Below are 17,047 nucleotides of genomic sequence, written 5' to 3' on the forward strand. Positions count from 1 at the left end.
TTTGAAACAGGGAAGAGGTACCACTCGCTCTGTTTCGGATGAAAGGACCAAGAGATGTACAACTTCGATGTTGAGAAGCCGGGCACGATCGCCGAAGCCGCAACGGCCATGAGAGTAGAAGATGCGCAGGCGCTGGGTGGGGGGCAGACATTGATCCCAACGCTGAAACAGCGCTTGGCCGGCCCATCCAAGCTGGTATCGCTGAAAGGCGTCGCCGAGATGCAGGGGATCAGCAAGGACGGGAACACGCTGCGGATTGGCGGGGCCACGATCCACGCAGCCGTCGCCGCAGAGGGCAGCTATTCAGCCCTGGCAGCCTTGGCGGCGCATATCGGCGATCCGGCGGTGCGCAATCGCGGCACCATAGGAGGATCGTTGGCCAATAACGACCCGGCGGCCTGTTACCCGGCGGCGGCTCTGGCCTCCGGCGCCACAATCGTCACCAACACACGCGAGATCGCAGCGGATGACTATTTCCAAGGTATGTTCGACACGGCTCTGGACGAAGGTGAGATCATCACCGCCGTCAGCTTCCCGATCCCGCAGGCAGCGAACTACCAGAAGTTCGTGCAACCCGCATCGCGCTTCGCGCTGGTGGGTGTGTTCGTCGCCAAATACACCGACGGCGTAAGGGTCGCGGTCACGGGTGCGTCGAACGAGGGCGTCTTCCGCTGGACCGAAGCTGAAACGGCCTTGAGCGCAAACTTCTCTGCCACTGCGCTCGATGGATTGAGCGTGTCGCCTGACAACATGATCACCGATCTGCACGGCTCGGCCACCTATCGGGCGCATTTGGTCAAAGTGATGACAGGGCGTGCGGTAACCGCCGCGAGCTGATCCACGGATACTCAAAAGACGAAGGGCGGGGATCATCCCCGCCCTTTTCATTTCAGCTGTCAAAGTGTGATCAGGTCTCCACCCGGATCAATCAGGGTGATCCGATGAACGCCCTTCGCGTCACGCACGCGCTCCGCCAGTACCAGATCACCAAGCGCCAACCCAGTCGATAGCGCGTCGGCCATGGTTGCCGTCTCGGCCTCCACCGACACGGTTGACCAACGCGGGGTCTGCGCCGCGTGCACGATATGACCGTGCGGCCCCACCGCCGTCGCCAAGGGGCTGGATGTGGCAACGGCCATGTTCTCGATTGTCCGCACTGCAAGTTGTCCATGAACAGGATCAGCGAGTCCCAACTTCCATGGGCCGCCGGCGCCACGATGTTCCCCGATATTGACCAACGTTCGGTCAAAGCCCCGCTCGCGCAGCATGTCCGATACCAAATCTGTCGCGAACCCCTGTGCAATGCCATTGAAGGTCAGCGCCTGCCCGAACCCAAGCTGCACTCTGTTGCCTTGCATCGTTACACGATCCCAACTGACAAGGCGCCGCGCGGCTGCAACGTCCCCGCCTTCTGCCAGAGCCTGCCAAAACGGCTGAACGGTAGGATCGAACAGACCGTCGGTCAGACGATGTGCTTCGTCTGCTGTCCACATCAACATCTCGAAACGCGGTGGCACTGTCCGCACGCCCTGCGCGTTCAATAAAGCCAAGTCTGATCCGGGATCATAGAGCGAGAACAGCCCCTCAACCTCGGCGATCAACGCCTGTGCCTGCTGCAAGGCCGGGCCGGCCACATCGTTTGGCCCGCGCAGTTCAATCGACACGTCAGCGCCAAAGGCGTGTCCGGTCCAACTGGTGCTTTGCGCAATAGCTGGCGTGGCAGCAAAGCTGCCAGCAATGGCAAGGAAACGACGACGGTTCATCATTCTGCAGCCACCTGCAATTTGCGTCCCTTGGCCGCGAGGATCAACGGCACACATTGGCTCTCATCGTCATGGATCGTCACACAGTCGAGACACTGGAAGCATTCTGAGTACTGGATTTCGCCGGTCTTCTTGATGGCACCATAGCTGCACTTGACCTTGCACAGCTGGCAAGGCGACCCACACTCGGCCCGCCGCGCAATCCAGTCGCGCCCGCGTACCAACCCGCCAATGGCCATCACAGCGCCCAGCGGACACAGGTAGCGACAGAACCCTTTGAACAGCACCATGGACAGCACCAGCAATCCAACGGCATAGGCAACGTAGTACCATTCGCGGACAAAAAACGTGGTGATGGCCGTCTTGAACGGCTCCACTTCGATGGCCTTGTCCAAAGCCGCAGGCGCGGTGACCATAAGAGCGACGAGTACAGCCAGAACGACATATTTCAGGTTCTTGAGCTGCGCGTCCCAGAACGCGTTGGGTTCAATCTGTGGCAGGCGCAACAACCGTCCCAGATGATTGGCAAACTCTTGCAGCGCTCCAAAGGGGCAAAGCCAGCCACAGAACAGCCCCCTGCCCCACAGAACAAACCCAACAATGGTCACGCCCCAGATCACCAGAGAAAACGGGTCATACAGAAGGAAAGCGTAGCTGCCCCCCTCCAGCGCAGTGCGCCCCACAGCCAAAGGCGTTGCAATGGACAGCTGCCCCTGCCCCCACCAACCGATGAAAGCGGTGACAAAGGCAAGGATGGCAAGGCGCATTGGCGTAAACCATCGGTACGCTGCCAGCCGGTTCGTCCCAAAAAGAAGCAGAGCAACGAGGCCGACCAGGAAAACCCCAAGAACAATCAGATCAACCGCCCGGTTGCGCAGCGCATCGACCCAGGGCGGCGCGGGCTTCACGATCTCGGGGCGGGCATAGAACCGCTCGGGCGTCACGTGCGGTACGTCAAGCGTGACGGAGCCAATCTCGGGCTGAAACGAGCCGTGCTCGCGCAGCGCCTTGATCTTCAAGGTCCAGTCGCTCGTGGGATCAAATCCCAGACGCCGGTCCGTGCGCAGGATCAAAGCCGCTCCGTCGTATACGGCGTTGTGCAGTTCGTTCGGCAGTGCATCATTCAGTTCCACGTAGATATCACTGTCCCGAAACGCGATGGGAAAGCCACCCTGTTCAGCACTGATCAGGTTGGGCGCGGTGTTGCGCACAAACTCGTCCGTCACCAACCCATGCCGCGCCGCCTCGATCACCAGAACGGGCTCATCCGTATCGGCAATCTCCATAAAGCCCTGCAGTTCTTCGAAGCTGCTCTTGCTCAGGACGGCTTGTGCAATGGACGGCGCACCAATGTCGACAACCCACAGGTCCAGATAAGTGCCATCGGGATCGTCCTTGGCATCGGGATCGTCATCCTCCCAAAGCGTACCTTCGAATGCGACATCCATCTCGGCATTTGTGACGACCTTGCGTGTCACGATGCCTTCGGCAATCAGATCATCCCACGTCAGATCTTCGCTGTATTCCGGGTTGGGATACGCGGGCGGGCCGCTCGAAATGCCGCCCATCTTCTCGCGCGCAACTTGAAGGGCAGCGGCCAGAATACTCTCATGCGCAATGCGCACCGATGCAGTCCCCTTGGTCACACCATCGAGGTAAACCAACGCAGACCCCTCGCTGCCCGCGCCATAGGGCGACCCGACGACCAAAGAGTCCGAAATCGAATGACCGCGATATTGCTTGAAGAAGTCATAAAACAGCTTCTCAGGCAGACCAGAAACAAAGATCGGTTCGTTATGCGAGATCAACTGCACATCCAGAAACCGGCCGTCCAGATCAAGCACGACAAGCAGGTTGATCGCAGCCCCTGAGAAGCCGGGTAAAGGTGCCATTGGCTCCGTTTCGAACACATAGCCCGCCTCGGCCCCGCCGGAATTCAGAAGCTGCCAAACGCCGTTGTCATTGATCTGCTCGCCCAAGGACATGGGCGGCACGATATAAGGGGCGATCACATCGCGGGTCAGGGGCTCGGCGACAGTCAGAACCGCAGCCATACACCACAGAATGGCGGACAGCAGCACAGCGGTTATGGACTTGATCACTGACATCCCGCGCAGCCTATGACGGCTGATGCTGCGTCCCTATGCGACTAAGGTATGACCGCAGCCCAAATAACTTTGGGCGCGATCACATTTGTGCCAGGCTCGGCCCATGACCGACACCCGCTTCGACGTCAAAACGCTCGTTCTGTCGCTGCTGGCCATGCTGGCCTTGTGGTGGACAGCGGCATGGGTTGGAAATGACCCAAGCGTCCTGCCTGCACCCAATCAGGTATGGGACATCTTCGCGCATGAATTGGCCCGAGGCGAGCTGCAACTGCACTTCACCGCAACGCTTCTGCGCGTTGCCGCAGCCTTCTCGCTCGCCATGGGATTCGGTTGCCTAATCGGTTTTGTCATGGGCGTGAATACCACCATCAACCGTTGGTTCTCACCATGGCTGGTTGTGCTCCTCAATGTCCCTGCCCTGGTGGTGATCGTACTATGCTATCTCTGGATCGGCTTGAATGAGGTGGCCGCCATCACCGCCGTCGCCTTGAACAAGACAGCCATGGTGGCCGTATCGATCCGCGAAGGGGTGCAAGCGCTTGATCCCAAGCTGCGCGACATGGCGCGCGTCTTCCGCATGAGCCGCGGTGCTCAATTGCGGCACGTAATCCTTCCTCAGTTGTGGCCCTACATCGCCAGTTCCATCCGCAACGGGCTCGCCATCATCTGGAAGATTGTGCTGGTGGTCGAGTTCCTGGGCCGCAGCAACGGGATCGGATTTCAGATCCACCTCTATTTCCAACTGTTTGAAACCGGATATGTGCTCGCCTATGCGCTGAGCTTCGTAGCCTTCATGCTGCTGTTGGAATTCACCCTGCTGCGCATGATGGAGACGCGCGCGACACGGTGGCGACAATCAGCGACCACCTAAAACAACAGCTTGCAGCCAAGGGTGCGGTTCATGGCTGCAACCAGTTCATCCACAGTCTCCGTATTCACATATTCCCCGCCCGTCTGGGTTGCGAGGCACTTGGCCCCACTGACCGAAGTTTGGTAGTCAGTCTGCCCCTGACTCTCCCAACCAAAATGCTCGCCCCGCACTTTGAACCCGATCACATGGACGGTCAGGCCTGTTCCCATGAGTTGGTTGGCCAGCGCACAGGTCTGCCCACCACAGGTTTCCCGACCATCCGTAACCAGAACCACAGTACCCGGCTCGGTCGGCGACCCAAGCGTTTCTGCGGCGAGGCTGACGGCTTCGGTCAGTGCCGTCCGCCCTTCCGGTTCCAGACTGTCCACCGCAGCGATTACGGCTTCCGCCGCATCCATGCGCGGACCAAAACGCAGATCGACGCCAGAGCATTCACCGGCACCACCCGCCCCACCGGGACCGTAGATGATCAAGCCAATCCGCCGGAACGGCGCCACTTGCGGCATGGCCGTGCGCACCGCGCGGCGGGCTTCAAAAATGCGCGGCTCGTCAATCTGGTTAAACCCCATCTCGGCCATGGAGCCAGAGCCATCAAACACGATCATCGCGTCTTCGGTACAGTCAGCACGAACAGAACTGGACATCAAAACCGAAGCAATCCCGGCGGCTGCCACAACTCTCCGACCTTTCCATCCCATGATCCCCTCCTACCGACGAAACACGAACTCCGGTGCGTCAACCGCTTGCACCTCTTCGTTCAACAGAGCGTCCAACGCCGCACGTCCGGGCGACTTTCGGCACACCGGATCAGGCGCAGACGCATCACCCAGAACCGCCATCGCCTGACAACGACATCCTCCAAAGTCGATGTCGCGCCGATCGCATCCCTGGCATAGCTCCGGCAACCAATCTGTTCCGCGATAGGCATTGAATGCGGCACCATCATACCAGATGTCCGACAGCTCGCGTTTGGCCACATTTTCAAACTGCAAATGCGGGATCGTTTCTGCCGCGTGACAGGGCAGTACGGTTCCGTTTGGCGTGATGTTCAGACCGGTCGATCCCCAGCCATTCATGCACGCCTTGGGAAAATCCGAATAATAGTCGGGCGGCACGAAATCGATGACCAAGCGACCCTTCAACGTTTCGATGGCCCGCGCAACTGTTTTCTTGGCCGCGTCCACCTGTTCCCTACTTGGCTGCAAGACAGCACGATTGACCAAGGCCCAGCCTTGGAACTGCACACAGGCAATCTCGATTCGCCGCGCGCCAAGTCTCAGCGCCATGTCTATCGTGGCAGGCAGATCATCCAGGTTCTCGCGATGCATCACGGCATTCAGGGTCAGGGGAAAGCCGATGTCCGCGATGATTTCAGCCACGTGCATCTTGCGGTCAAAGCCACCCTTGTACCCGCCAATCCGGTCAGCCATCGCCGCCGTTACGCCCTGCAAAGAAAGCTGCACATGGTCCAACCCGGCCTCGTCCAGCGCCCGCAAACGACGCTCGTTCAGACCGATGCCCGAGGTTATGAGGTTGGTGTACAGCCCCGCCTCACGCGCGGCGGCCACCAGCTCAACCAGATCTCGACGCGACGCGGGCTCACCCCCCGACAGGTGCAGTTGCAAGACACCCAGCTTTGCCGCCTGCTGAAAGATATCTGCCCAAGCGTCGGTGCTCAGCTCCGTTTCCTTGGCCAGCAACTCGGTCGGGTTGGAACAATAGGGACAGGCCAGCGGGCAACGGTGCGTCAGCTCGGCCAGCATCGCCATCGGGGGATCAATGCGGATGGACATGCACCATCCCCTTGTCCCGCAAATCCTCGACAAACGCGATCACATCGGGCGCGATCACATCCACAGGCGCGTTATACACAGCCGACAAATCGGCCGAGATTTGATCAAGGCTCGCCACCCCATCAAGACGACCCAGCACCGCCGTACCCACCTGATCCAACACCAGAACCCGCTCGGGCCCCAAGAGCACATCAACCTTGCGCACTGCATCAAAGTGCGTGCGCACACCGCGCGGAAGAAAGGGCACGTCAGCCCCCGTCATTGCGCCAGCCCTTCACCCGGCTGCCACCCACCGGGAGGGATGCGGCCCGGTTCGACATAAGCCGACCAAAGCGCATCCAGTTGCGCCCAAAGCACTTCGGTCTTGAAGGTCAGTGCACGAACGGCCGCATCCTGATCCGCCTTCGTGACCGCATGATCCATCACCCACTGCAAACCAAACGCCACGTCTTTCGGCGCTTCGGTCAGCCGGTTCTGGAAGTAGGACAGCGTCTCACTGTTGGCGAAATCATAATGCTCCAAAAGTCCCGCAATCCGGTTCTTGTGGATGGCCGGAGCGAACAATTCGGTAAGCGAAGAGGCCACGGCAGGCAGCAGTGGCTCATCCCGCACAAAGCGCACATAAGCATCCACGGCAAAGCGGGTGGTGGGCAATATCCCCACCTCGGACGCGACATAACCGGGGTCCAACCCAACGCCCTCGGCCAGCTTTAGCCAGCGTGCAATGCCGCCTTCCCCCGGCGCGGACCCATCATGGTCCTCGATTCGCGACCGCCACGCGCGACGCAGGTTGGGATCGGATACACGGGACATGAATGCCGCATCCTTCATCGGGATGCGTGTTTGGTAGTAGTAGCGATTAATCACCCACGCGCGCACCTGATCAGGGGTGCAGCCACCAGAATGCAACAAGTGATGGAACGGGTGCTTGTCATGATATTGCGCGTCGCCAACGGCACGGAGGCGCGCCCCGAACACCTCCAGACTGTCGGGCTGGGCGGTCATAGCGTGATCTCCATCCCGTCAAAGGCAATGTCCCATCCCTTGGCCAAGGCCTCGGCCCGCTCGGGGCTTTCAGGTTGCAAGATCGGATTGGTGTTGTTGATGTGAATGAAAACTTTGCGCCCGTCCACTTCGGACAAGCGGGCAAGACTGCCCAGCTCACCGTTCAACGGCACATGCCCCATCCGTGCACCCGTCTTCTCTCCGGTTCCAGTGCGTTGCATATCGTCATTGTTCCATACGGTTCCGTCAAACAGCAGCAGGTCCACCCCGCCCAGACGGTCAATCAGCCAATCCGGAATCGCCGCACATCCGGGAATGTAAGCCGCCCGCGCCGGCCCGCTGTCCAACAACAGGCCAACAGTCTGCTCCCCAACTTCCTCGAGATTGAGCGTGTCCCCTTCGAGGAACAACGCCACCTTCCCCGGAACGGCAAAAGGCGTCACCGTCAATCCCGGTACCGGTTCAAAGGGCGTCTCAAGCGACACCCGATGCTGCGCCACAAGGTCTGGGTCCAACACGCCAAAGATCGAATTGCTCCGCAGGATGTCCAGCCCGGCCGACGTTGCGTAGACATCAAACGCCGTCTTCTCGCGCAGGGTCAAAAGCCCCGCAATGTGATCAATGTCGCCATTGGTCAGGATCACCGATTCAATCGGCGACCCACGCAGTGCGGGCGGGTGCATCTGAGGGCAGGCATCCACCTGTGCACGGATATCCGGCGACGCATTCAGAACGACCCAAGCCTGCCCATCCAGCGAAACAGCGACAGAAGACTGGGTCATGCGCGGGATCACCCCCGCGCGCGCATCCGTGCAATTGCGACAGCCACAATTCCATTGGGGCAGCCCCCCTCCGGCGGCTGCCCCAAGAACAATCAGTCTCATGTAATAAGGTTGGCTTAGATTACGTCGCGCTCAGCGCCACGATCATCGTCTTCACCCGGGCCATACATGTTGATTTCCATGCCGCACTTCACTTCGCGGGCCTTGGGTTTTGTCCATGCCATTGCACATTCCTCCTCTATTGCTTGGTTACGATAGCGCCCTGTCACCTACCTATATATGCGACTTTAGCCCTACGTCGCGGTACGCGCGGTTCACAATTGCGCAAGCAATCACTCCGACCACGCCGCCATCTTCCGGTCGATTGTCTTGCGCGACACACCCAGACGGCGCGCGGCCTCGGCCCGGTTACCGCCGCACAGGTCAAGCATCCGCAGGATGTGGCGCTGTACGACCAGATCCAGATTCTCGATCGCCTGGGCACCTGTCACACTGCCTCCGCCGGAAAACTCCTCGGGCAACGCACCAAGGATGACCGACCGTTCGATCAGATTCCGCAACTCTCGCACATTGCCGGGCCAGCTATAGCGGCGCAGCTTCAGCAGCGTTTCTTCATCCAGGTCAAGCGACGGCATGGCAAGTGACGCCGAAAACTGCTCCATGAAATGGGCGGCAAGCTCGACGATATCCTCCATCCGATCCTTGAGCGGCGGCATGTGAATCTTGACGACGTGGATGCGGTGATAGAGGTCCGCCCGGAACCGACCAGCCTCCACAGCCGCCTCGATGTCGTCATTGGTAGCAAACAGGAACCGCACGTTCAGCCGGATCTCGCGTTCCGCCCCGACCGGGCGCACCTTCTTGTCCTCTAGCACACGCAGCAGCGCAGCCTGCACGGTTTCAGGCATTTGCGCGATCTCATCCAGCAGCAGCGTCCCCCCATCGGCCAACAGCAGCAGACCGGGTTTCAAACGGTCCTCTGCCTCAACCACCCCGAACAGTTCCTCGGCAAAGCGGTCAGGCTGGATCGTTGCGCAGTTCACGGGGACAAAAGGTGCTTCGGCCCGATCCGACAGGTCGTGCAAATGACGCGCTGCCATTTCCTTGCCCGTGCCGCTGGCACCGGTGAACAGAACCGGTGTAGGCAGTGGGGCAAGCCGCGCCAGCATCGCGCGTACGTCTTCCATCGGTTCGGAATTGCCCAGCAGCTTACCATGCCCATTGCCGCTGGACAGCTCGCGGCGCAGCAACGTGTTGTCCCGCTGCAGGTACTTGCGATCAAGCGTGCGGGCCACTGCGCTCAGGATCTGGTTGGCGCGGAAGGGTTTCAGAACGAAATCGCTGACACCGGCCCGCAAGGCCGCGATGGCGGTCTCAAGATCGGCGTAGGCGGTGATCAGGATCGCGTCAGCAAACAGGCCCTTGCGTTTTTGCTCTGTCATCCAGTCCAAACCCGTACCGCCCGGCATCAGGTTGTCGATGATCACAAGATCATATTGCGCCTCGTCCAGCGCCTTGGTCGCCTGTGCGGGAGACCCGACAGCGTCGACGCGCTTGACCCGCGTTTCCAGCGTTTTTGTCAGGAAATGACGCATCCCCGGCTCATCATCGATCACCAAGACCGAGGCACCCGCCAGCGAGGTGCCATAGATGTCCGGCGTGGATTTGTGGGGCGCGTTCATAGGATCAGTCCAACCTCACCGCATCCCCAGAACCCCGGTCTTCAGATGAAAAGCCCAACTCTTGGAGCGCAAAATACGAACCCACGGAAATCACGATCAATGCGGCAAAGCCCAGCATCATGGCTTTCATAATTCACTCCTTTTGTGTGGCCGTCCGCAGAAAGGCGATTAGGTCGGCCCGGTCCTGCGCCCCGGCGATCACCTGCATCGGCATCTTGGACCCGGGGATATAGTGATCGGGACCCTCGTCAAAGAGGGCATCGATGGTGGTGTCGTCCCAGATAATCGCAGACCCGTCGAGCGTTGGCGAGTACCGATACCCGGGCACGACCCCTGCCCTGCGCCCGAACACGCCATGCAGGGTCGGACCCGCCTTGCGCGACGGCCCGTTCTCAAGGCTATGGCAGATCGAGCATTTACGCATGAACTGCCGCTCTCCGTTGCTCATCGTGTCGGCGTCGCGCAGGAAGCTGCGCGTATCACCGCCCGCCGGATCATAGGTATCCAGCAGCGCCACCGGCCAAGCATAAATCACATCGTCAATGCCCCCGGCATGAATGATTGTACCGTCCTGCGAAAAGGCCAGCGCCCAGACCGGCCCTTGCCGCATGGCGCGAAAGTCCCGGGAGATGCGCCACTCGTCGGTGTCCACCATCATGATATGACCCTCGCCATCCCCTATGGCCAGCTGTCCGGTCTGCACGTGATACTCCATCGACAGAATCGGACGGCGATCGAGGGTGAAGTCATGCAGCGCCTCGCCTGTGTCAGCATCAATGACGCGCGTGCCGCCATCGACCGCGCCATAGGCGAGCCAGCCGTCCCCCACAACAAGGCGGTTCACGCCAAACCCATGGCGCACCAGCGGGCGCGGCGTGTCTCGGGTCGCCATATCATAGCGCAGAACATCACCCTTTGAGGTGGCTGCATAAAGGAAGGCACCATCGGCGGAATAAGCCACCGCATTCACCCCGGCACCCGGATAAGGCAGCGTCTCCGCCTCTCCTGCCCCCAAGGGCCACAACACGATATCACCATCCCACGAACCGGCAGCGATCACCGACCCATCGGGGGACGCCGCAAGCGATGTCACCTTGCCCTTGTGCTGCCCGATTTTGCTCGGGCTATCCCCCCAGTGCCAGACGGCAAAGTCATCGCCACCCGTCACCAGCACCCCGTTCGTATCTTCGGCAATCGCCGTTACGGCCGCATCATGCCCTTCCAACCACTCAGGCGCTTGGCCGTCCCAGACACCGACGGAGTTGTCAAAACTGGCAGAGGCAAGCGTGCCATCTTCGGTCACAACCAGACCCATGACCGGCCCGCCATGCCCTTTGTAGGTGGTGAAGTCCTGTGCCCATGCGGGCAGCGCAAGGCACAGGAACAGGCTACTCAGCAGGCGTCGCATCTTTGGGTGCGGCCTTGTCTTTTGCCTGCAACTCCTCAAGCCACAGCGAATGGTGCTGCCGGGCCCAGGCTTCGTCCACTTCGCCCGATCCCATGGCGTCATAGGCGCCCTCCATGCCAACCGAGCCAATATAGATGTGGGCAATGATGATCGCCATTAGGACAAAGGCAACGATGGCGTGCCATGCTTGGGCATATTGCATCTCTTCATGCGGGGCCATTGCCGTGGGCAATGGACCGTAGATCGGCAAGCTCTCGATCCCGACGCTGCGCATCAGGTCGAATGTCTTCATGAACATCGGGAAGTCGAACGGAAACAGCAGCGACACACCCGACAGCGAAATCGACCCGCCCAGCAGGATGACGGACCAGAAGATGATCTTCTGCCCGCCATTGAACTTCTTGGCGGGTGGGTGCTTGGATCCCACGATACCGCCAGCTTGTGCGAACCACGTGATGTCAGTCCGGTTCGGAATGTTGTGCCAGCCCCACATCACGAACACGGCGACCAGCGCCACGATAAAGGCCCATGCGACGTTGTTATGGATGTACTTGGACGCCATCAGCAGGGTCGCATTGAACTCTTTCGAGATATACGGCGCGATGAACATGCGACCGAACAGTGTCAGCAGCCCGGTAATGCCCAGTAGGATGAAAGACCCGGCAAGAAGCCAGTGGGCTGCCCGTTCAAAGGATTTGAAACGGGTGACGGTGCGACCCGTCTTTTCATAATCCAGTTTGACCCGGCCCCGCAGGACAAAGAACACAAGAAGCAGCGCCAGTGTCCCCAGCAGAAGGTAGCCGCCATATTTGGCCAACGGCCCCTGCCGGAACTCCAACCATGCCATACCGCCGTCCTGCATCAGGACGGACGCAACCTCGCCACCGGATGATACGGTGATGTCTGCCGACCCGTAGCGCAAGGCGCGCCACAAGTCCGGGTCAGACGCACCGCCCAAGGTGCCAAGCTGGCCTGACAAGTCACGTGCATTGCTTGCGGCATCACCGGTCTTGGGCGCAACTTCTTCACCGCGCTGACGCGCCATGATGTCTTCGAGCGTTTGCGCCCCACCTGTGGCCGAACGGTCTATGGTTTCCTGTGTCTCCTGTGCTGCGGCCTCGGGCGCAGAAAAAGGCGCAAGCGCGAGGCAAAGCACCAAAATCAGAAATGCACGTAGCATGTCATGTCTCTCCATGTGCCGCGGGAGGGCGCGGCGTTAACTGTCGATGCTGATCAATTCGATGCTGAAATTCAGCACTTCGTCAGGACCAATGGACCGACCAGCCCCCTGAGGGCCATAGGCCAGCTCGGAAGGAATCCAGACCTCCCACTTGGCACCGGGCTTCATAAGCTGCAGCGCTTCCTGCCAACCGCGAATGACTCCATTCACCGGAAAACTGGCCGGTTCTCCGCGCTGTATGGAACTGTCAAAGACTGTCTCATCCAGCAAACGACCCTCGTAATGTACGGTAACGGTGTCGGTTTCGGCTGGGCTGTCTCCCGACCCCTCTTCGACCACTTGGTACTGCAGGCCGCTTTCGGTTGTGGTGATACCCTCGACCGTTGCGTTCCGCTCAAGAAAGGCGGCATTCTCAGCCAGCTTTTCGACGCGCCTTTGCTCAGCCGCAAGTAGTCCGATCTCTTCGTACACCGCCTTAGCATCGGCCTCGCTGATACGGTTGGGCTCACCGTTTTTGACGTCATCGATGGCCTGAAGCAGCGCTTCGATATCAAGCTCGACCAAGGCATCCTTGGCAAAGCCGGTAGCCAGGTTGTGACCAACGAGGTAGCTTAACCGCGCATCAAGAGTGTCCAGCGCAGCAATATCCTGCGCGACCGCAGGCACCGTGGGAAACAGAAAAACGCTTGTTGCAAGCGCGGGCAAAAGACGATGCATGGTGAACCTTTCGGGATTTGAAAACATCATGTGTTCGTTGCTAGCGCCTGTAGGATCAGAACCCAAATAACCAAAAGCAGAGCGTGCGGATGCCCGCTGCGCACCGAAAGTAAAACGGGCGCGCATCCGCGCCCGCAATGATGCTCTTGATAACCCGGACAACGTTATGCTTGTCCGGGTTGGACGGGAATACCGTCGCTTAGCCGTCTTGACGACCGTAGGCAGAGCCCCAGCCCCAAGCACCCGAGCCGAAGCCACGGGCCACCACGCGCTCGCGGTAGATGGCCGACACAACGTCGCCATCACCGGCCAGCAGCGCCTTGGTCGAACACATCTCGGCGCAGATGGGCAGCTTGCCCTCGGCGATCCGGTTGCGCCCATACTTGGCAAACTCGGCGGTCGAGTGGGTTTCTTCGGGGCCACCGGCGCAGAAGGTACACTTGTCCATCTTGCCGCGGCTGCCAAAGTTGCCGGCCTGCGGGAATTGCGGCGCGCCGAAGGGGCACGCGTAGAAGCAATAACCACACCCGATGCAGAGGTCCTTGGAGTGCAGAACCACCCCTTCCTCGTTCTGGTAAAAGCAGTCTACCGGGCAGACCGCCATACAAGGTGCATCGGAACAGTGCATGCAGGCCACGGAAATCGACCGTTCACCGGGATCACCATCATTGATGGTGACCACGCGGCGACGGTTGATGCCCCAGGGCACTTCATGCTCGTTCTTACAAGCCGTGACGCAGGCGTTGCATTCAATGCAGCGCTCGGCGTCGCATAGGAACTTGGCTCTCGCCTGTCCTCCTAATGCCATGTCGTTTCCTCCTTACGCTGTCCAGATTTTGCAGAGAGTCGCTTTGGTCTCCTGCATCTGGGTTACTGAATCATAGCCATAGGTCTGGGCGGTGTTGGTGCTTTCACCCAACACGTAAGGATCGGCACCCTCGGGATATTTCGAGCGTTGATCCTCACCCTGGAAATGACCGCCAAAGTGGAAGGGCATAAAGGCCACGCCTTCACCCACCCGGTTGGTGACCATCGCCATAACCTTGACCTTGCCGCCTTCGGGCCCTTCGACCCAGACCTGGCTGCCGTCCCGCACACCAAGGTTGTTGGCGTCACGCGGGTTGATCTCGACAAACATGTCCTGCTGCAACTCGGCCAGCCACGGGTTCGAACGGGTCTCATCCCCGCCGCCCTCATACTCGACCAGACGGCCGGAGGTGAGGATGATCGGGTAGTCCTTCGAAAAGTCCTGTTTCTGGATCGACGCATACAAGGTCGGCAGCCGGTAGGCATGACGGTCCTCGTATGTCGGATAATCCGCAACAAGATCCCTGCGGTTGGTGTACAGCGGTTCGCGGTGCACCGGGATCGGATCGGGGAAGGTCCACACGACCGCGCGGGCCTTGGCGTTCCCGAAGGGCGCACAGCCATGCTTGATCGCAACCCGCTGGATGCCGCCCGAAAGGTCGGTCTTCCAGTTGGTCTCTGGTCCCGCAACCGCATCAATCGCGGCGCGCTCCTCGTCCGTGAGATCACCGTCCCAGCCAAGGTCCATGAGCATTTGCATCGTGAACTCAGGATAACCGTCCTGAATTTCCGACCCGACGCTATAGACCCCTTCGGCCAGCAGGTTGTCACCGTCCCGTTCGACACCAAAGCGTGCACGGAAGGTCAAACCACCTTCAGCCACTGGCTTGGACATGTCGTACAGGTTCGGCGTGCCCGGGTGGTTCATCTCGGGCGTGCCCCAGCTGGGCCATGGCAGACCGTAATAGTCGCCATCAGCGGGTCCACCAATGGCTTGCAGCGTCGTCCGGTCGAACGTGTGCTGGTTCGCCATGTGCTTCTTGAGCCGTTCCGGATTCTGACCTGTGTAACCAATGGTCCACATGCCACGGTTGATCTCGCGCAACGTGTCTTCGGGTTCGGGTGTCAGGCCGTCCTCTTCCAACTTGATGTTGCGGAAGATGCGGTCGTGGAAACCGAACTTCTTGGCAAAGAGCGCAATGATCTCGTGATCGGGTTTGCTCTCGAACAGCGGGTCAATGATCTTTTCCCGCCACTGCAGCGACCGGTTCGACGCCGTGACAGATCCACGGGTTTCGAACTGCGTCGTTGCCGGCAGCAGATACACACCATCGGTCCGGTCGTGCAGCACGGCAGAGACCGTCGGGAAGGGGTCGATGACAACCAGCATGTCCAGCTGTTCCATCGCCTTCTTCATCTCGACCATCCGGGTCTGCGAGTTGGGCGCGTGGCCCCACAGCACCATGGCACGCACCTTGTTCGGGTTGTCCATGTTGTCCGGATCTTCGAGGATACCGTCGATCCAGCGCGACACAGGAATACCGCTCAGGTTCTGCAGCGCCTTTTCCTTGCCGTCGACACCGGTGGTCGTGGCAAACTGGCCAGCCAGCCATTCAGGGTCTTCACCCCAAACGCGGGCCCAGTGACCCCATGCACCCGCCGACAGACCGTAGTAGCCGGGCAGCGTGTGGGACAGAACACCAAGGTCTGTCGCACCCTGCACGTTGTCGTGGCCGCGGAAGATGTTGGTGCCACCGCCGCTGGTGCCCATGTTGCCAAGGGCAAGCTGAAGCACACAATAGGCACGGGTGTTGTTGTTGCCGTTGGTGTGCTGTGTGCCACCCATACACCAGATCACGGTGCCGGGGCGGTTGTTGGCCATGGTCCGGGCAACACGCTTGAGCTGCGAACCGGGGGCACCGGTGACACGCTCGACTTCCTCGGGCGTCCACTTGGCCACTTCTTCCTTGATCTGGTCCATGCCCCAGACGCGGGTGCGGATGAATTCCTGATCCTCCCACCCATTGTCGAAGATGTGCCAGAGAATACCCCAGACCAGCGCCACGTCGGTGCCGGGACGAAAGCGCACATACTCGTCCGCATGTGCGGCGGTGCGGGTAAAGCGCGGGTCACACACGATGACGGGGGCGTTGTTCTGCTCCTTGGCGCGCAGCAGGTGCAGCAGGGACACGGGGTGTGCCTCGGCCGGGTTGCCGCCGATGATAAAGATCGCCTTGGAGTTATGGATGTCGTTGTAGCTGTTGGTCATGGCGCCGTAGCCCCATGTGTTCGCAACACCCGCAACAGTGGTCGAGTGACAGATCCGCGCCTGGTGATCCACGTTGTTCGTGCCCCAGTAGGCCGCGAACTTGCGGAACAGGTACGCCTGTTCGTTGTTGTGCTTGGCTGAGCCCAGCCAGTACACGCTGTCCGGGCCACTTTCTTCCCGGATGTTCATCATGCCGCCGCCGATCTCGTCGATCGCCTGCTCCCAGCTGATGCGCTTCCATTCCCCGTTTTCTTTCTTCATCGGGTACTTGAGGCGGCGCTCGCCATGGGCGTGCTCGCGGACCGATGCGCCCTTGGCGCAGTGGGCGCCCAGGTTGAACGGGCTGTCCCAGCCGGGTTCCTGACCCGTCCAGACACCGTCCTGCACCTCTGCCACGACCGTACATCCGACCGAACAGTGCGTGCACACCGATTTCTTCAATTCCACCTTGCCCGCTGCCGCCGTGGCAGCGCTGGCCTGGGTGACAGTTCCGCCCGTGGCGGCAATGGCCGACAGGCCCCCAATCACCAGTCCCGACCCGCGTAAGAACGCACGCCGGTCTACTGAAGCATTCGCCGCTTCAGTCAGGATACTTGTCCGCTGGGGGCGTCGCGCAACCCCGTTGGTCTTTTTCCTAAGCATGTTGCATCTCCCTTGCTTGC

17 protein-coding genes are annotated in these 17,047 nt (G+C 60.2%); 2 read left to right on the forward strand and 15 right to left on the reverse strand.

Annotation, left to right across the window (positions count from 1 at the left end; translation table 11 throughout):
• The first annotated feature begins 54 nt into the window (after nucleotides 1–54).
• Nucleotides 55–837 carry an FAD binding domain-containing protein gene (locus tag IE087_RS22780; RefSeq protein WP_189371885.1) on the forward strand — a complete coding sequence of 261 codons (783 nt, stop codon included), beginning with the start codon at nucleotides 55–57 and terminating at the stop codon, nucleotides 835–837.
• A gap of 59 nt (nucleotides 838–896) precedes the next feature.
• Here IE087_RS22780 and IE087_RS22785 read toward each other — a convergent pair whose 3' ends face one another.
• On the reverse strand, nucleotides 897–1,766 hold the full coding sequence (locus IE087_RS22785) for an FAD:protein FMN transferase (protein ID WP_189371886.1): 870 nt from the start codon (nucleotides 1,764–1,766) through the stop codon (nucleotides 897–899).
• Entirely contained in the window at nucleotides 1,763–3,871 is a 2,109-nt protein-coding gene (locus IE087_RS22790) for a 4Fe-4S binding protein (RefSeq protein WP_189371887.1), read from the reverse strand. The genes IE087_RS22785 and IE087_RS22790 overlap by 4 nt, the downstream gene beginning before the upstream one ends.
• A 103-nt stretch (nucleotides 3,872–3,974) precedes the next feature.
• Between IE087_RS22790 and IE087_RS22795 the strand changes: the two genes are divergently transcribed.
• Nucleotides 3,975–4,742: an ABC transporter permease gene (locus IE087_RS22795; protein ID WP_189371888.1), complete on the forward strand. Its 768-nt coding sequence runs from the start codon at nucleotides 3,975–3,977 to the stop codon at nucleotides 4,740–4,742.
• Here IE087_RS22795 and IE087_RS22800 read toward each other — a convergent pair.
• The 13 genes from IE087_RS22800 to IE087_RS22855 form a co-directional block, all read right to left on the reverse strand.
• Entirely contained in the window at nucleotides 4,739–5,440 is a 702-nt protein-coding gene (locus IE087_RS22800) for a vWA domain-containing protein (protein WP_229801550.1), read from the reverse strand. The two genes, IE087_RS22795 and IE087_RS22800, sit on opposite strands and share 4 nt — an antisense overlap.
• A 9-nt stretch (nucleotides 5,441–5,449) precedes the next feature.
• Complete coding sequence (pqqE, locus tag IE087_RS22805) at nucleotides 5,450–6,529, reverse strand: pyrroloquinoline quinone biosynthesis protein PqqE (RefSeq protein ID WP_373296548.1); 1,080 nt, start codon at nucleotides 6,527–6,529, stop codon at nucleotides 5,450–5,452.
• A complete protein-coding gene (pqqD, locus tag IE087_RS22810; RefSeq protein WP_189371890.1) occupies nucleotides 6,519–6,797 on the reverse strand; it encodes a pyrroloquinoline quinone biosynthesis peptide chaperone PqqD in 279 nt (92 codons plus the stop codon). The genes pqqE and pqqD overlap by 11 nt, the downstream gene beginning before the upstream one ends.
• Nucleotides 6,794–7,540 carry a pyrroloquinoline-quinone synthase PqqC gene (gene pqqC / locus IE087_RS22815; RefSeq protein WP_189371891.1) on the reverse strand — a complete coding sequence of 249 codons (747 nt, stop codon included), beginning with the start codon at nucleotides 7,538–7,540 and terminating at the stop codon, nucleotides 6,794–6,796. Before pqqC ends, pqqD begins: the two co-directional genes overlap by 4 nt.
• Entirely contained in the window at nucleotides 7,537–8,424 is an 888-nt protein-coding gene (gene pqqB / locus IE087_RS22820) for a pyrroloquinoline quinone biosynthesis protein PqqB (protein ID WP_189371892.1), read from the reverse strand. The genes pqqC and pqqB overlap by 4 nt, the downstream gene beginning before the upstream one ends.
• Before the next feature lie 14 nt (nucleotides 8,425–8,438).
• On the reverse strand, nucleotides 8,439–8,546 hold the full coding sequence (gene pqqA / locus IE087_RS22825; protein WP_076630733.1) for a pyrroloquinoline quinone precursor peptide PqqA: 108 nt from the start codon (nucleotides 8,544–8,546) through the stop codon (nucleotides 8,439–8,441).
• 108 nt (nucleotides 8,547–8,654) lie between these two features.
• Nucleotides 8,655–10,004, reverse strand: a complete 1,350-nt coding sequence (locus IE087_RS22830; protein WP_189371893.1) for a sigma-54-dependent transcriptional regulator — start codon at nucleotides 10,002–10,004, stop codon at nucleotides 8,655–8,657.
• Between the two features lie 4 nt (nucleotides 10,005–10,008).
• Nucleotides 10,009–10,134 carry a hypothetical protein gene (locus IE087_RS23695; RefSeq protein WP_268244668.1) on the reverse strand — a complete coding sequence of 42 codons (126 nt, stop codon included), beginning with the start codon at nucleotides 10,132–10,134 and terminating at the stop codon, nucleotides 10,009–10,011.
• 3 nt (nucleotides 10,135–10,137) lie between these two features.
• Nucleotides 10,138–11,412, reverse strand: coding sequence for a c-type cytochrome (locus IE087_RS22835; protein WP_189371894.1), 1,275 nt, complete (start codon nucleotides 11,410–11,412; stop codon nucleotides 10,138–10,140).
• Nucleotides 11,393–12,592, reverse strand: a complete 1,200-nt coding sequence (locus IE087_RS22840; RefSeq protein WP_189371895.1) for a formate dehydrogenase subunit gamma — start codon at nucleotides 12,590–12,592, stop codon at nucleotides 11,393–11,395. The genes IE087_RS22835 and IE087_RS22840 overlap by 20 nt, the downstream gene beginning before the upstream one ends.
• Before the next feature lie 36 nt (nucleotides 12,593–12,628).
• Nucleotides 12,629–13,309, reverse strand: a complete 681-nt coding sequence (gene bamJ, locus IE087_RS23700; RefSeq protein ID WP_189371896.1) for a BamJ family beta-barrel-assembly machinery protein — start codon at nucleotides 13,307–13,309, stop codon at nucleotides 12,629–12,631.
• Nucleotides 13,310–13,508: 199 nt separating this feature from the next.
• Nucleotides 13,509–14,117 carry a formate dehydrogenase FDH3 subunit beta gene (gene fdh3B / locus IE087_RS22850; protein ID WP_039689579.1) on the reverse strand — a complete coding sequence of 203 codons (609 nt, stop codon included), beginning with the start codon at nucleotides 14,115–14,117 and terminating at the stop codon, nucleotides 13,509–13,511.
• A gap of 12 nt (nucleotides 14,118–14,129) precedes the next feature.
• Entirely contained in the window at nucleotides 14,130–17,027 is a 2,898-nt protein-coding gene (locus IE087_RS22855; RefSeq protein WP_189371897.1) for a formate dehydrogenase subunit alpha, read from the reverse strand.
• Nucleotides 17,028–17,047: the final 20 nt, after the last annotated feature.

Source organism: Tateyamaria omphalii (assembly GCF_014651375.1).
Lineage (GTDB): Bacteria > Pseudomonadota > Alphaproteobacteria > Rhodobacterales > Rhodobacteraceae > Tateyamaria > Tateyamaria omphalii.

Bases quoted from the DNA above. Each gene is read 5' to 3' on its own strand.
- IE087_RS22780 (WP_189371885.1), top strand. From the start codon at position 55: ATGTACAACTTCGATGTTGAGAAGCCGGGCACGATCGCCGAAGCCGCA.
- IE087_RS22785 (WP_189371886.1), bottom strand. From the start codon at position 1,766: ATGATGAACCGTCGTCGTTTCCTTGCCATTGCTGGCAGCTTTGCTGCC.
- IE087_RS22790 (WP_189371887.1), bottom strand. From the start codon at position 3,871: ATGTCAGTGATCAAGTCCATAACCGCTGTGCTGCTGTCCGCCATTCTG.
- IE087_RS22795 (WP_189371888.1), top strand. From the start codon at position 3,975: ATGACCGACACCCGCTTCGACGTCAAAACGCTCGTTCTGTCGCTGCTG.
- IE087_RS22800 (WP_229801550.1), bottom strand. From the start codon at position 5,440: ATGGGATGGAAAGGTCGGAGAGTTGTGGCAGCCGCCGGGATTGCTTCG.
- pqqD (WP_189371890.1), bottom strand. From the start codon at position 6,797: ATGACGGGGGCTGACGTGCCCTTTCTTCCGCGCGGTGTGCGCACGCAC.
- pqqC (WP_189371891.1), bottom strand. From the start codon at position 7,540: ATGACCGCCCAGCCCGACAGTCTGGAGGTGTTCGGGGCGCGCCTCCGT.
- pqqB (WP_189371892.1), bottom strand. From the start codon at position 8,424: ATGAGACTGATTGTTCTTGGGGCAGCCGCCGGAGGGGGGCTGCCCCAA.
- pqqA (WP_076630733.1), bottom strand. From the start codon at position 8,546: ATGGCATGGACAAAACCCAAGGCCCGCGAAGTGAAGTGCGGCATGGAA.
- IE087_RS22830 (WP_189371893.1), bottom strand. From the start codon at position 10,004: ATGAACGCGCCCCACAAATCCACGCCGGACATCTATGGCACCTCGCTG.
- IE087_RS23695 (WP_268244668.1), bottom strand. From the start codon at position 10,134: ATGAAAGCCATGATGCTGGGCTTTGCCGCATTGATCGTGATTTCCGTG.
- IE087_RS22835 (WP_189371894.1), bottom strand. From the start codon at position 11,412: ATGCGACGCCTGCTGAGTAGCCTGTTCCTGTGCCTTGCGCTGCCCGCA.
- IE087_RS22840 (WP_189371895.1), bottom strand. From the start codon at position 12,592: ATGCTACGTGCATTTCTGATTTTGGTGCTTTGCCTCGCGCTTGCGCCT.
- bamJ (WP_189371896.1), bottom strand. From the start codon at position 13,309: ATGCATCGTCTTTTGCCCGCGCTTGCAACAAGCGTTTTTCTGTTTCCC.
- fdh3B (WP_039689579.1), bottom strand. From the start codon at position 14,117: ATGGCATTAGGAGGACAGGCGAGAGCCAAGTTCCTATGCGACGCCGAG.
- IE087_RS22855 (WP_189371897.1), bottom strand. From the start codon at position 17,027: ATGCTTAGGAAAAAGACCAACGGGGTTGCGCGACGCCCCCAGCGGACA.